13 protein-coding genes and 1 pseudogene are annotated in these 15184 nt (G+C 44.4%); 6 read left to right on the top strand and 8 right to left on the bottom strand.

All coding sequences use genetic code 11. The features are described from left to right. Positions 1–423 precede the first annotated feature (423 nt). Both AB8809_RS08390 and mobC read left to right on the top strand, forming a co-directional pair. Positions 424–2286, top strand: a complete 1863-nt coding sequence (locus tag AB8809_RS08390; protein WP_349856207.1) for a type IV secretion system DNA-binding domain-containing protein — start codon at positions 424–426, stop codon at positions 2284–2286. Positions 2287–2294: 8 nt separating this feature from the next. Further along, the gene (gene mobC / locus AB8809_RS08385) at positions 2295–3041 is read left to right on the top strand and encodes a MobC family replication-relaxation protein (RefSeq protein ID WP_349856208.1); all 747 of its coding nucleotides are present in this window, start codon (positions 2295–2297) and stop codon (positions 3039–3041) included. Between the two features lie 163 nt (positions 3042–3204). Here mobC and AB8809_RS08380 read toward each other — a convergent pair whose 3' ends face one another. Continuing rightward, positions 3205–3924, bottom strand: a complete 720-nt coding sequence (locus AB8809_RS08380) for a hypothetical protein (protein ID WP_349856209.1) — start codon at positions 3922–3924, stop codon at positions 3205–3207. Between the two features lie 18 nt (positions 3925–3942). Then, positions 3943–4620 (bottom strand): hypothetical protein, encoded by a 678-nt coding sequence (locus AB8809_RS08375; protein ID WP_349856210.1) that lies wholly within the window; start codon positions 4618–4620, stop codon positions 3943–3945. A 289-nt stretch (positions 4621–4909) separates the two neighbouring features. On the opposite strand from AB8809_RS08375, the pseudogene AB8809_RS08370 reads away from it, so the two are divergent. Next, positions 4910–5056 (top strand): annotated as a pseudogene (locus AB8809_RS08370) (mobilization protein mobC); the annotation flags it as partial. Between the two features lie 93 nt (positions 5057–5149). Here the strand turns inward: AB8809_RS08370 and AB8809_RS08365 are convergent. From AB8809_RS08365 to AB8809_RS08355, 3 genes are all read right to left on the bottom strand, one after another. Further along, the gene (locus tag AB8809_RS08365) at positions 5150–5464 is read right to left on the bottom strand and encodes a CcdB family protein (RefSeq protein ID WP_323665784.1); all 315 of its coding nucleotides are present in this window, start codon (positions 5462–5464) and stop codon (positions 5150–5152) included. Between the two features lie 2 nt (positions 5465–5466). Further along, on the bottom strand, positions 5467–5703 hold the full coding sequence (locus tag AB8809_RS08360; RefSeq protein WP_029729596.1) for a type II toxin-antitoxin system CcdA family antitoxin: 237 nt from the start codon (positions 5701–5703) through the stop codon (positions 5467–5469). Positions 5704–6030: 327 nt separating this feature from the next. After that, a complete protein-coding gene (locus tag AB8809_RS08355; protein WP_349856211.1) occupies positions 6031–6975 on the bottom strand; it encodes a zincin-like metallopeptidase domain-containing protein in 945 nt (314 codons plus the stop codon). On the opposite strand from AB8809_RS08355, the gene AB8809_RS08350 reads away from it, so the two are divergent. The 3 genes from AB8809_RS08350 (at position 6974) to AB8809_RS08340 (ending at position 11116) form a co-directional block, all read left to right on the top strand. Then, positions 6974–7123, top strand: a complete 150-nt coding sequence (locus tag AB8809_RS08350) for a hypothetical protein (protein ID WP_323665782.1) — start codon at positions 6974–6976, stop codon at positions 7121–7123. The genes AB8809_RS08355 and AB8809_RS08350 overlap by 2 nt on opposite strands. Positions 7124–7517: 394 nt before the next feature. Next, complete coding sequence (locus tag AB8809_RS08345) at positions 7518–9443, top strand: AAA family ATPase (RefSeq protein WP_349856212.1); 1926 nt, start codon at positions 7518–7520, stop codon at positions 9441–9443. Continuing rightward, positions 9440–11116, top strand: coding sequence for an ATP-dependent helicase (locus AB8809_RS08340; protein ID WP_323665780.1), 1677 nt, complete (start codon positions 9440–9442; stop codon positions 11114–11116). The genes AB8809_RS08345 and AB8809_RS08340 overlap by 4 nt, the downstream gene beginning before the upstream one ends. Positions 11117–11396: 280 nt before the next feature. Here AB8809_RS08340 and AB8809_RS08335 read toward each other — a convergent pair. The 3 genes from AB8809_RS08335 to AB8809_RS08325 form a co-directional block, all read right to left on the bottom strand. Then, a protein-coding gene (locus tag AB8809_RS08335; protein ID WP_369987348.1) for an IS3 family transposase occupies positions 11397–12508 on the bottom strand; the annotation gives its coding sequence in 2 pieces (ribosomal slippage) (positions 11397–12247 and positions 12247–12508; 1113 coding nt in all). Next, complete coding sequence (locus AB8809_RS08330; protein WP_349856214.1) at positions 12501–13358, bottom strand: ATP-binding protein; 858 nt, start codon at positions 13356–13358, stop codon at positions 12501–12503. Before AB8809_RS08330 ends, AB8809_RS08335 begins: the two co-directional genes overlap by 8 nt. Positions 13359–13701: 343 nt before the next feature. Then, the gene (locus AB8809_RS08325) at positions 13702–14967 is read right to left on the bottom strand and encodes a DUF4427 domain-containing protein (RefSeq protein WP_349856215.1); all 1266 of its coding nucleotides are present in this window, start codon (positions 14965–14967) and stop codon (positions 13702–13704) included. Between the last annotated feature and the right edge of the window lie 217 nt (positions 14968–15184).

Below are 15184 nucleotides of genomic sequence, written 5' to 3'. Positions count from 1 at the left end.
TTGCCCCGCACACCGTCGCAGCTAAGTCTCCGGCCAAAAGCCGGTAGCGTGGCGCGACCACCCGCTTTGAAGGCGTTTTCCCATTTTTTCGCTTGGCCGGAACGGACAAAAGAAAAAATAGGCGAAAAACGGCGTCTCAAAGGGGGTGGTCGCGCGTAGCGGGCGACGGTGTGCCGCCGTTAACCTTGGGGGTTTTGGCGCGGCGTCCAGCAGCGACATTACCCCCATGCGCCAGGCAATAAGGGCGTCCAGCCCGCATGAACTGGCGCACACTGTTTCGTGTCAGGAAGCATGCTTTCTGACACATGACCGCAGAGCGGTCACCTTCTTCGCCCCAGACGTTCGCCCCGCCTTTTCGCCCAATACCGTGGGGCGAATTGATGGGGCGATGCGTTGGGGCGAGTCTCTGGCGAAGGAGGCATCATGATGTTAAATAAGCTTGCCGTTTCACTGTCGCCGATAGTGAATGGTGCGCTGGCCTTTATTGATGTTATGCAACAGCATCAATTGATGCTGGCGCTATTATCGGGCCTGACCCTGCCATTTTTTGCCTCAATGAAAAACGATGAACGGCAGAAAGCTCCGCTATGGAAAAAGCTGATTATCAGTTTTTCCCTGCTGTGTTTTCTGTTTGGCACAATGGGACCATTACTCATTAGTGTTTTTCAGTGGCTTTATAACGGTCGGATACTGACCCGCACTCCCATTCTGGACTGGTCAATATTAATTATATTTACCGTGGCCGGGTTTATTTTACATATTCTGCTGCGCAGGGTATTAACCCCTGAATTAGACAAAATAAAGAAACGCCTCGTCAGAAAAACCACGCTTGAACGGGAATTGCGCACCGATGTCCGCACGGTGAAATCGCTGCTGCCGGAAACACTGCATTATGACCCACTGGATTACATCGATCTAAACAAGGGCATTTTTATCGGGATAGACCGTGATGAAAAACCGATGTATCTGCCGTTAGGAGACTGGCAAAAACAACACGCGGATATTATCGGCACCACCGGGGCTGGTAAAGGGGTTGCAACCGGTATATTGCTTTACCAAAGTATCCTTGCAGGTGAAGGGGTATTTATTATGGACCCCAAGGATGATGAATGGGCACCGCATCTTTATCGGAAAGCCTGCGAGGATGCAGGTAAACCCTTTTGCTTAATTGACCTGCGAAAACCGCAATACCAATTAAATCTGATTGAAAACATTACGCCTGACGAGCTGGAAGAATTGTTTGTTGCGGGATTCAGCTTGGCGGAAAAAGGTCAGGAATCCGATTTTTATCGTATCGACGACCGAAAAGCGGCACGTATGGCGGCACAATTTGTCAGCAGTCATCCCTCTTCTACTATCCGCAATATTTATAACGGCGAATATGTTCAAGGTATCGCGGAGGATATCAAAGCCTTTTTCGGCAAGATTGAAGAGCTGGCATTGCTCAATGCCATCAACGCGCCGACAGGATTTTCACTCCAATCGGTTTTTGATGAAGGTGGCTGCTGCTATGTCATCGGCTCAATGCGCAACAGCAAAATCATTACTGCGCAGCGTATGCTGCTGGTACGTCTGTACCAGTTAGCAGAACGGCGCGACCGGGTAAAAGAAACGCCCCGCCCCATAGCCATCTTTCTCGACGAACTGAAATACCATCTGTCAAAACCAGCACTGGAGGGGTTAGGCGCAGCACGGGATAAAGGCATACATATCATCATGGCCCATCAGTCCGTCGCCGATTTGAAAGACTGCCCGGCGGATTTAAAAGGCGATGCGGTTGTCGGTGCGGTCGTTGAAAACGCCAAATTCAAGCTAGTTTACCGCGTTATGGACCCGGATACGGCGGAATGGGTGGCGAGAATGTCCGGCACCATCTTAGTGGATGATGAAATCCGCAAAGCCAAAACTGATGTCGTACTGACGGAAACCATCGACGGTGAACGTACGATTAGACAGGCCGAGCGTTTCTTTATCGACAGCAATATGATCCTGAACCTACCCGATTTTGTCAGCTTTATCTTTACAACGAGAACGCTTCCCTCAGCCTCACTGATTTCCCCCATCAAGGTACAAAAACGCGAGCTGGAGATTTATTCCGTGTCTCCGGATATTTCCGCGTCGGCAACACCGGTAAAAATTGCGCTGGACTTCGACGAGGAAGAAGAGCCTCCCGCTTCAACGCCCACTGTCACGGCAACCCGGCCAGAACTTTTCTTTGAAGAGGAAAGTAAATCAGCAAAACCGAGATCTGATGATGACGAAACACCGTCCTTGCTCAATTTTTAGGAGGTTTCATGCTTATCGCAACGTATAGCGAGCGCATCGCTCGCAATAGCGAGAAGATAAAAAGGCTGCTGAATTTCCTGAAGGAAGAAACCTACAGCGACTTTAAAACACTGATGCTGCTGTTTGGCTTCAGGGATCATAAATCGCTGTATACGCTGCTGACAAAAATTGAGCGAATGGGGTTAATACAAAAGTATGTATTTGAATCACGGACGATGAAAATGTCATTGTGGGGCATAACCAGCGACGGACTGGCCGTCGTTTTAACGCCGGACGATGATATTTTCCCCGCGCGCTTTGAACCCTCAAAAATTACCGGCTGGACACTGGAACACCATCTTGATAATCAGGTGGCTAGGCTGCTCCTGGAGAAAAAAGGCGCATCCGGATGGATAAACGGCGATCGCTCAACCTTCCTAAGCCAGTATCAGGTCAAACACCGTCCGGATGGACTCATCACACTCCCTGACGGACAGGTCATCGCAGTAGAAACCGAGCGTCGCCTAAAGACCAAAGCACGCTATCAGTCAATCATCGCCAGCCATTTGCTGGCCCGGACACAAAAGCACTGGATTTACGTCTTTTATATCGTACCGGACCTACAGAAAAAACTCGCTCTTGAACTACTGTTCGCCAACATCAAACACGTCATCGTTAATCATCAACCTATCTCTCTGGAAGCACGTCACCGCAATGTTTTTCGCATTTATACTCTCGACGAGTTGCGGCAACTGGAGTTGAGGCAATATTCATAAGCTGAATCTGGCGTTGCCAAATCTCATGGTCGGCTAAGAGCGAGGAGCGGACGTTACTTTAGATGCCTATTCCTCCAGATGCGACATGACTTGTTTCACGTGTAGCAACTGATTGTAGCGGCCTTCCTTGTCATTGAGCACCGTTATAGTTCAAATGAAACAGTCAGTCGTATATATCGGTATTTTTTTTCAGAAGCAAAAGAGCTTCATCCATATGCTTCTTATGAAAGTTAGCCTTCCGCATAAACTCAATGAAGGAATCGGCTTCAAATCGGTTGAAATCATTATCCAACCCATCAAGCAGCCTTGAAAGCTGGGACTGGTTCAGTCGTGCGAGGAAAGCCCGTGCCCTTATTTCAGGAATAGGACGTGTAATATGGCAGGTAGAACACAGCGCCCGAAATGCACTAAGTGGATACTCCCATGGCTCATAACCCAGACTCATCGTCGTGTAATAGCAGTGATGAGCTTCGAGACATACACGCGCTCCACAATCCTCGCACCGGTGTCCAGCCTCATCCTTAACTAGGACTGCTTTCCTTAACCATCTCGGATCCCGAAGTTTGGATGTGTAGGTACCACTTAGCCTGCTGTAATCATAATTGTCAGTAGGGTAAAAGCCCAGGCTCCAGCTATACCCCTGTTCATACCAGAAGCCAAAGGACTCAACTAGATCCTCAAATTCGGTTGTGTCACAACCGTTGTTCAATAAACTAAATAACCCGCTACCGTCAATCACTAGGACCAGTAGTGCATCGTTATGGAGTTTTTCTCCACGGTCGTTCCATTCCTTCTGAGTAAAAAAAGTAGCATCATCAAGCATGCTTTCTTTGATAGCCCATTCCGTAAGGGCATGTTTCATCCTCGCTAAATTTTTAAGCATGTGGGCCTCATAATATATTCAGTTTTGTGAAATTATTATATAACCTTCAGTAGTGAGAAATGGGACCTCTCCGGCATGACAGAATAGATTGAGTTTATCTATATTATTTGCACTGGTATATGTTTCATCTAAAGTAGTAATACATTCTTTGGTCGAAAGCTCGGGTATGTCACGACAGATGTCAGCAATAATATTTGTAATGTTATAAACGCATTTGTAAATGTCAAACCCTGGATAGTATTTTTTATCTTTATTAATGAGATGTCGCTCTTCAGAAAAAAACGAAGCCCTCTCTGAAATATGCTCAAAGTTATCGATGAACTCTGATATTTCTTTGATCTCCTTTTCTCCAATAGGTCTTTTTTTTGCGTTAACAATCGCTTTAGCAACTACGAATAACGGGATAATAATCATCTCAGAATGGCTAAATGAAAATTCATTCCTAGTATTAAAAACCCTGAATTCATCAACGTCGCCGACGTGATGATGATAGTTTCTGATTATTCGCAGTAATTTAAACTCTGGGTGCTGTGAAATAGTTTTTCCAAACTGCTCACGGACTCTGTCCTGTAAGGAGTGTAAATTATTTAGAAAGCTGAATAATGTATTAATATCACGCTCACCAGTCTTCCTGAAATCTGTGAGCTCATAGCTGCTGTGGAAAAATCGGTCAACAAAAGTGTTCTGCTCCATCATCGTATACCCTAACTGAACTCTATGAACCATTTTAACCCATTACAAAAAACAGTGTTGTTTCTCAGAAGCAACCGAATGCTATCAGTGTAGGCTCAAAGATTCGACCCAAAAATGAAAGTGAGCACATAAGTCCGTTCTCGACTATGTGTTCTGAGAAGAGTCTGCCAAGACCGGATCTTCAAACTGATTCTCAGTTGGAGTGGAAGGCGGGTTGTTTGTTCCTGACCGACTAATGCAAGCAAAGCTTGTAATGTCTGCTCCTGGCACGGAGCGGACAGAGAGTAAAGTCACCAAGCACCTTGAACAGCGCCGTCTGATGCTGCAATGGTGGGCTAATTTTCTGGATGCTAACAGCAGCGGTCTGGTTAGACTGTTTGACAGTAACAGGACGGTGGTAAGGAACGGAATTTCGGTTCCTTTTGATGCGAAAAACTAGGAGATGTTTCTCTTCCGCACGATAGACGAACTTGAACAGATGCCCGCAAGCCACGATTAAAGGCATGCCTGTTTAACAGCATAGAAAGAAACGTCAGAACCCGTCGATGAGGAAGTCTATTGCAGCCTTTACCTGAGTACGGTACTGCGAAGCATCACAAAACACCGTACCCAGAGCCTGGACAGGGATACTTGCCAGTTCGTGGGTCATTACGGCGTATTCTTTGCCGTCCGTCAGCCTGACGACGGGGACAAGACGATCTGGTCGGCGGCCTGCCGGATACTTTTCAATTGGGAGCAATGGGATCATTATCCGACGATTCAATTGCCCAATGATATCGCTCGTGACATCGAGCAACAGCGGGTAAACGACGCTTTTCCCGGTATTACCGTATACAGTGAATTGCATGGTTAAAACGTCCTGTATTCATCGCTGAAACAACCCTGCTCATCATGAAAACGATTGAGTGCTGCGAGAGCCTCCCTGTTTTCTTCCTGCCATTTTTTCGCTTCATGAGAGCGAAGCTCTGCATCCAGAGCGGTTGTCAGGGTAGCACTCAGATTGATGCCCGCTTCACGCGCTCTTACCAGTAAGGCACGCTCTACTGTCATGGTCACGCTCTGCGTGTTGCGTTGTTTCGCGGTCATGGTTTCTCTCCTGTATGAAATACGTGTGCATTACACGGCATAATACACTTATCATAACACCAATGACAGGCTCTGCTACCCTTGCAGTCCTGCAAACTTCACAGCCAGTCGTCATACCTGAGCCGTCGTTTACAAAAATTACCGCTGTACAAACGCCGTTTGCGGGATGCGCGGGCTCTTTGCCGCCCGCACCCGCAGCCTGCGAATTTTCCGGGCATTCGATGCCCAGAAAATTCGCAGGGAAATTAATCTCCTTGAGACTTCTGTCACTCTGCCGCCCCGCAATAAGGTTAAAGCCGCACTCCTTTGCGGCTTATCATCTCCGACTCAAATTTTATCCATCAGGTAACGATGCGCTTTTGAGGCGGCACTGGCCGCTTTGAAAACATAGCGCTTGTCATTTTTCAGCGCCTGAAGCCATGAGGCAATATAGCTTTCATGCTGCACCTCTCCAACAATCCCCAAATCCGCCATCAGAAAGGCACTTCCCAGCTCCGCCACTAATTCCTCCTCCGCATAATCTGCACTGCCAAATTTCCCTTTCATTTCACGGTTAAGTCGTTTTTTACCACCACTCCAGTGAACCAGCTCATGCAAGCCAGTAGCGTAGAAATTAGCTGCATCTGAAAACAGATGGCGCTCCGGCAACCAGACCTCATCAGTTGAGGGTCTGAAAAAGGCGTTTTGTCCTTTCTCAATGATGTTTGCGCCGCTCTTCTGGAACAGATTTTCAGCCTCCGGCAACGGGTCAAAGGTTGCTTCCGGGCTGACTGTTTCAGTTGTCAGAGGCAAACCGTCAATTTGCTGAACGTTAAACACGTTGAAAGTTTTCAGCATCGGGATCTGGTCGATTTCGCCGTCTTCGTTTTCCTTCTCTAAGGTTGTATAGAAAATGGCTGTCGTGCCGTGTTCACCTTTTCGAACCTGCCCACCTACTGCCTGCGCCTGTTTGTAGGTCATCCAACGTGAATCACCGAAACCCTGTTTTGACGCACTGCACCACAACAGCATGATATTCATTCCGCTATACGCGATTCCGGTTGCGAAGTTGGAAGGCAACCCAGACATGCCTGGCACTCGTTGCCACGGACAAGACCACGGTTTTACACCAGCTTCAAGCGCTGCAATGATGTTGTCTGTTACGGTCTGATAAATATCTGTTGGGGTTTGAGAAAATTTCGTTTTTGAGGAGCCTGACTGCTCCAGCGGGGATACGCTGGTCGCCGCTGCGGTGTTAGTGGCGCTAGTCTGGGTATGCAGGGAAATGATCATGTTTTTCTCCGTCAGTGGTGTGATTTTCGTCTTCGTATCGCCTGACGGTTCGCTTTCCCGACATCGTTCCGGTCAGCAAGGGCGCAGAATGCGTGCCATTTACCCTTGCGGAACGGATTATGTTGGGGAACGATTAGCCGGAAGCTGATACGGGGAACGGAAAACGCGCTGGTGAAAAAAACTGACCCTGCATAGTCGGACGTAGCGCCCCTTAGGCCGCAGCGGTGAAACAGTTTTTGGAGTTATAGCGGTTTAATGAATTTCGGCATAATGTAATGTTCTCAGAGCAAACTAAAACTGGTCATAGATTTACAGTTTTTCAGCACAATTTTTCTTTATTGCATCAGACACAATTACAATCGCAGGGATCGTCACGGAATGAATAGCAGCCAAAACCCCATAGCCTCGCGACGGGCTTTGCCCATTAACAACTATCTTTAAAGTCTACATGAGAGCAACGACAGAATGGCTACCGTATTATTGGCAACAAATGAACTAACTCATCAATTCATTGGATAACTTGTACTAAGGGAGGAGCTAGAATGAAGCTTGAGGCAATTCGATTATCTGGTTTCCAGTCATTTGGCAAAGTACCAACCGAATTGAGCTTGGAAGATGTTACCTATCTCATTGGTCCTAATGGATCTGGTAAAACAGCAGTACTTCAGGCTTTATGTCGACTTTTTGCGTTTGAACCAACATTGCGTCGTGTCCAACGATCAGATTTCCATGTCCATTTTGATGAAGGTGAAGTTCCTCCTGAGAGACAGTTGTGGATTGAAGCCGACTTCCTGTTTCACGAGCTTGCTGAGGATGAGGATAACAGTACCGTGGCTCCTCATTTTGGTCATATGCGACTTGATGAGCCAGAAGGTATTCCACGTGTGCGTTTTCGCCTCACTGCAACTATGGGAATGGATGGGGATATTGAGGAAAACTTAGTATATGTATTGGATGTCAATCCTGATAGTTCACCTCAAACCACAGCTCAAGTAACAAGGGCAGAGCGTAATAATATCCAAATTCACTATTTGCCAGCCAGACGAGATCCTGCAGACCATATTGCTTACGGTGCTAACGCATTACTCGGACGTTTACTTCGTGCAGTACGTTGGGATGATGAGCGTACAGCGATTAAGGAATTAACCAAGCAGATAAGCGAGAGCTTAGCAGCTAACCCCTCCATCAATGCTTTCAGTGAAAGTTTGAAATTAACCTGGGCAACACTACACAAAGGCAAATTTTTCTCTGATCCTAAAATTACATTTGTGGCTTCGGAGATTGAAGCATTACTACGACATTTATCGGTTTCATTTACTCCCGGCCATGATGGCTCGCTTGTCGATTTTTCTCGGTTGAGCGATGGTCAAAAATCGATGCTTTACCTTTCTCTTGTTCTGTCATCTCAAGCGATCGGTAGAGCTGTGCTCGCAGAGGAAGATGTTACATTTGATCCCGACAAGTTACGCCCTCCGATTTTTACGCTGGTCGCAGTAGAAGAACCGGAGAATAGCCTTTCCCCCCATTACTTGGGACGTATTGTCAGTGCCTTGAATACCATGGCAAAGAATATTGATGCGCAAGCCTTAATTGCTACTCATGCACCATCAATGTTACGAAGAGTTGATCCTAAGTTTATACGTTACCTAAGACTTACTGAGGAAAGAAAAACACGAGTTGCGTGTATCAAATTGCCACCTAAAGCAGATGAAGCACATAAATTTGTGAGAGAGGCTGTACAAGCATTCCCTGAGATTTATTTCTCACGCTTGGTTGTTCTTGGCGAAGGAGATAGTGAAGAAATAGTGCTGCCGCGTTTGCTCCAAGTTAAAGGTACTCCTGTTGATGAATCAGCTATTACAGTAGCACCATTAGGTGGTAGGCATGTAAATCATTTCTGGCGGTTGCTTTCCGCACTGCAGATTCCTTATCTGACTTTGCTTGATCTGGATGTAGCTCGGTACGGTGCAGGATGGGGGCGAATTAAATACGTTAACGATCAGCTTGCTGCATTTGAGCCGGAGAAAATACTCCCTACAGAATGGAAAATTACAAGATGGAATGATGAAGCTACACCAGTAAGAACTCACCATTTTTTTAATAAAGGCACACAAGACATTTTTGAAGAACTTGAAAACAGATCTGTGTTTTTTTCCTTTCCCATGGATTTGGACTTTTCCATGTTGCTAGCTTATCCCGAAGCTTATGGAGTGGAAGAAGATGAGCCGGACGAGTCAACAATAAAAGCAGTCCTTGGCAAAAACTATAACAATGTTTCTCAATATAGTGCAGATGAACAGAGCTTGTTCGCTACTTACCATCAACGTTTTAAATTAGGTAGTAAGCCAGCCGCACACATTGATGCTTTAGCGAAACTAAGCGACAGAGAATTAATTGCGAATATTCCAGAATCACTGAATAGACTAGTTGATGCCGTTATTGCCAAACTTGGAGAATTACCTGAATGATTCCTATTGAAGCATGGCAACCCGCCGATGGATTAACACTGGAACCGAATGCAAAACGAGCAGCAAAAGCCCGTAACCGTTGTTTAGCTCTTACCGCGGGTCCTGGCGCTGGTAAAACTGAAATGCTAGCACAGCGGGCAGATTTCCTATTACGGACAGGCACATGTCGGTATCCGAAGCGGATTCTCGCTATCTCCTTCAAAGTTGATGCAAGTAGAAATTTAAAAGAGCGCGTCGAACGGCGCTGTGGTGCAGACCTTGCCTCCCGTTTCGACAGCTATACTTTCCATGCATTTGCCAAGCGAATAATCGATCGCTTTAGACCAGTCCTGAAAGGAAGAGATGCATTGGATCCCGGCTATACGATCGTTGAAAAGAAAATCGGTATATCTAGCACCCAAATAGAGTTTAGTGATCTTGTTCCATTGGCTATCAAGATATTGCAAAACTCAAGTATTGCCCGTAATGCAATTCGTCAGGCTTACAGTGATATTTTTCTTGATGAATTTCAGGATTGTACAAATTTGCAGTATGAATTAGTTAAGCTTGCTTTTCTAGGGACTAAAATCCGCCTTACTGCTGTAGGCGATACTAAGCAAAAAATTATGGGTTGGGCGGGAGCGATGGATGGGATTTTTCAAAAGTTTACTAATGATTTTAATGCAGTACCACTAAACATGTACCGTAATTTCCGATCAAAACCGCAATTACTAAAAGTCCAGAACGAAATAATTCGGGAGCTTGATCCGACCTCAGCCATGCCAAATGAACAACTGAATGGTGACGGAGGTGAGATTCATGTCGAGAGTTTCGAAAACAGCCAAGAAGAAGCCATTTATTTAGCGAATATTATTAATAACTGGATCAATAAAGAACAATTACCACCAACCGAGATTGCTGTCTTAGTTTCTAAACAGTTAGATCTCTATGCTGACCATTTAATGATGGAGCTGGAATTACGTGGTATCCCATATCGAAATGAACAGCAAATGCAGGATATTACTGTCGAGCCCGCTGCACGTTTAATCGTAGATTATCTTTCATGCCTCTATGGAAAACGTGAACCTAAGGCTTGGATCCGTTTGATGAATCAGTTGATTCCTTTTGCCGATGAAGAAGTACAGTCTAGCGCGCGAAAGGACCTTGATCGTTTGTTAAAAAAACAGCGCAAAGAAGCAGCTAGTGCTGAACAGCTTGATTCACCTTTTTCTTGTTGGTGGAAGTTTGTGAAGGCGTTTTTAAAGCATATTGGCTCTGATACGATCGTAGCCTTATCACCTGATTACGAATCCCACAAACGTTTACAGGAAGTTTTTCGTGATACCAAAGCACGGATTGAGGAGTTGCTTAAAATTGAATCAGATTTGCCGCAAGCGCTCGGGCGATTTACGGATGACCAAGCAGTCCGGATTCTGACCATTCACAAAAGCAAAGGACTAGAGTTCGATTCTGTAATTATAATGGCGGTTGAAAACGAGATTTTCTTTGGTGACCAAGATGACAATCGATGTGCATTTTTCGTTGGTGTTTCACGTGCGAAAAGACGATTGATATTAACGCATGCAGACGAGCGACAACGTCCTGCTAACGCCAAACGTTGGGATGTTCACAGGACCGCTCAATCTGAGTATTTTAGTTATGTTACACCGTTTATAACAGCAGCAATAAAGTGAAGAATTGATATGCCACATTGATTAATTTCATAATATTTCTCGTATTGTTAAACTCGCAGTTGCCATTCGATTTGCTTTCGAGCGGTTGAAATAATTTGATTGAATAGCATAACACTCACCTCAGGTTCTCGATTATTAACAGGAAAGTCAGGAGAACGACTCCCACCAACAAGCAAAACCTTTATAGGTAAATCCACATATTTTAACAGTTCATGTCTATAGGCTATAGCTTGAACATAGTCTCCATGGTTAAGTGCATGATCATGTAAGTAGACCCATTTTAGTTCCACACACTTTTTGAGGTTTCCGGTTTTTCAGCCATCAGCCGGTATTCTTCCGGTGTCAGGTTATTCAGGGATTCATGAGGCCGCTCGCTGTTGTATTCCGTCAGCCAGCGCTCTGTAATTTCCCGTGCTTCATTCAGCGTTCTGAACAGATAAAAATCCAGGATTTCTGTCCGGTACGTCCGGTTAAAGCGTTCGATAAAGGCATTCTGTGTCGGTTTGCCTGGCTTGATAAATTCCAGCATCACGCCATGGTCCTCAGCCCATTGTGCCAGAGTCAGTGATATCAGCTCCGGTCCGTTATCCATCCGCATCTTCACCGGATATCCACGGTTTGCCACTATCCTGTCCAGCACCCGCACAACCCGCTGCGCCGGGATATTCAGGTCAATTTCGATGGCCAGAGCCTCGCGGTTAAAATCATCCACGACGTTGAAGGTCCGAAAACGTCGACCACATGTCAACGCGTCGTGCATAAAATCAATCGACCAGCTCTGATTGAGTGCTTCCGGCGTCGCCAGCGGAACCGGATTGCGCACCGGCAGGCGTTGCTTTCCCTTACGACGAAAATTGAGTTTCAGCAGGCAGTAAATCCGGTGTATACGCTTGTGGTTCCAGACGTGTCCCTGCCTGCGAAGCACCTGAAAAAGCTTCTTAAATCCGTAGCGCGGATAGCGTTCTGCCAGTTCAGTCAACGCCAGGATCACTGGTTCATCACGCCGGGTATCGGTCTGATAAAAATACACCGTCCTGCTCAGCGATACTGTCCTGCATGCCTGGCGGATGCTCATGGAAAATTGTGTAGTCAGATAGCTGACAAGCTCCCGCTTTATCGCTGGTTTTAGAGCTTTTTTTCGATAACGTCCCTCAGCGCCCGGCATTCCAGACTCAGATCGGCAAACATCTGCTTCAGACGACGATTCTCGTCCTCAAGATCTTTGATTTTTTTGATATCAGCGGCTTCCATCCCGCCATATTTCGCCTTCCAGTTGTAGTAGCTGGCTTCGGAAATAGCGGCCTCGCGACACACATCTTTGACGGTGCGCCCGGCTTCGACAGACTTCAGAACGGCGATGATCTGGTGCTCAGTGAATCGGATCTTACGCATAGCTATCTCCACAGGTGACATAATCAGTATGTCGGAAGATCTCTAAAAGTGAATGGGCCGTTTTGCCGGGATGCTTACAAAAGAATCTTGGTCGTCCAACAGACTTTCCATCGACACGTAGTGTCACACCCGGCTGACGTAATCCAGCTTTAGCATCACTGATAGTAAAACGCAGTCTAACACTACCAACATTTGCGAGTTCAGTCTCAAATTCTGCGTAATTACCCGATACATCATCAACATCCAGGTATTTTTCATTAACATTGATGGAAAAATCGTCTTGACGTCCGTAATCCTGTAGGAGGATTTGACGTAGTTTATTAGCATCAGGAAAACTTAGGCCCTGATGCAGTTCACTCAGGGTAATCGTTGTTCCATGCTGGTTTACATCACATGAATCACTGTGCAAGTCGATATTTAGCCTCTCAATATCATCTACCTGCGAAAGCTCGTCCAAACGCAATATAAAGCGGCACACACGTCCACGAGCTCGGGTTTCAAGAGTCATGACTGATGCAGCCATCAAACCAGCAAACTTACCTATACCCTTTCGCCCTTTAACCAATCGATTTTTTAAGGCGGTTCGTTCGCCGCGATGTGAACGTCGGTCAGTTGCAATGAATAAATAATGTCGCCTCAATTCCTCTTCAGTCATGCCAGTGCCATTGTCTTTAATGACAATGGGGTCGCCACTGAGTGGCTTAGGGAGCAGGATAGTGACACCTTCTGCATCTGCATCCCATGCATTGTCTACAAGCTCCTTCAATGCACGTTCAGAGGACGGATATTCCTGACTTAATAAAGTGGCAATACGAGAATCAACCTGAAATCTCAAATGAGACTTACTCATATCAAAACCTCTCTGACCGATAGTAACTAAAACCTGAATACTACATTTTCATTACAACTCATGTTTACCTTGCTTATGAAAACCACGAAAAAATTCTATAAATATTAATTTAATGAACATTTTCATATATTTATTATTAGAAACTCTTTGAGTTGATTTTTTCATCTATCTTTAAATTAGCATCGCTCCCCAATTTTAACCCTGCGAGAACTTACTTCACTACTCGTAACTTAATTACTATTCTATAAATCCCTAAGACATTAATCATTTAGAATATCAATTTAATTTATATCACTAGTAAAAGTGAAAACCGGAAATTTAAACTCACCACTTAATCCTCGAATTACCAATCGACAGAAATTGTTTCATTATAGAATGGGTGTTCTTCGTCTAACGAATCAACATAATAAGGTAGTTCATCGAAATCATGAGAACCAGCAACAGAAAATGACGTTGCAAGAAGCCCAAACCTATTGTTTATCCATTCTGCAACATGGTTAGCAAAATCTTCCTTTTTGCGAAGGGACCAGCCTTTTTCATTTAATTTAATATCTATCAAGTAACGCCCCTCCTTATTAACAGAGATTATACCTGATTGAAGTAATACCCTAACAAATGCAGATTGATTATCTTGAACCCAGATCCATGAATTCCCATATTCGTAGGGATAAGAACTGCTTAGAAAATATTTGTCTTTATATAGTTCATCTACATAATCTAATAGTGGTTTGACATAAAGATTAACTTCATCAGATGAAAAATTGAAATATCCATCAAAATCAAAAGCACAACTATTAATATGATTTGACAACTCTAACGGTTCTAAAATCTGTGAAAATGAACTTATATTTTCAATTGCTATTATAAATTTAAAGAAATTCTTATGTATTACCCCTCTATCAATAAGCGTTAAAATATCATGGGAAATAATAGAGACATCATTTGCATAAGGAACAATTACGCCCGCACCTCCCACATCAACTTTACTAAAGTCCAACCCGGGTATATTAGAAATGTCATCTATGATACCGAATTCCTTAATCATTTTATCTAAATATTCCGTATCACCGCGGTACGGCCAACGCCATTCTCTTTCATGAGTCCAGTCAATGCGGTTAGGAACATACGTAACATATCTATATTGCTCAATTAAAGGAAGAACATCAGTATTTATTATTCTTTCATCGCCAAAATCAGAATCGAAACAAATTGAATTATCGGAATCGAGAGCATAAATAACTGGCCTTGCTCCAACCTGAAACATTTTATCTTTCGGAAAAACAAGAGCATATAACCCAATATTTTCCCTATTATTCATGCGATTAAAACCCGACTCCAGATAAGCAGAAATCGGCATGTCCGTATAACAAATTGCGGGAGAGCAACCATAAATAGTTCTTATATTATTTCTATAAGACCACGAGGCCGATAATTTATTGTTACGCAATGCCAAACGAAGTAAATACCTAGCATCAATTAATGTATTATGATGATTACAGTTAAATCCGCAATGCTCTGGTAATAATATGTGACTACCGCTATCTAAATTAACATCACGGTAAAAATGAATTAAATAATCTGACAAATCAAACCTTATGTTGTTCTTCATAAATAACGCCCTAAATTAAATTATATTTAACCATGCGAGTTATAGAGGAGTGCACCAAGATACTTGTATATATATCTTGATAAAATCAAAAATGATAAAAACGCACTTACACAAAGCAACCTTGAGTATTCCATTTGAATTCAATGAAACTAAAAATATATTACAACCACACCCATAAGGCGTGGTTTCAGGTTAATTTTTAATAAAATACCATAAT

Source organism: Pectobacterium aroidearum (genome assembly GCF_041228105.1).
In the GTDB taxonomy this organism is placed as follows: domain Bacteria; phylum Pseudomonadota; class Gammaproteobacteria; order Enterobacterales; family Enterobacteriaceae; genus Pectobacterium; species Pectobacterium aroidearum.
This window is presented reverse-complemented; position numbering and strand designations above follow the sequence as displayed.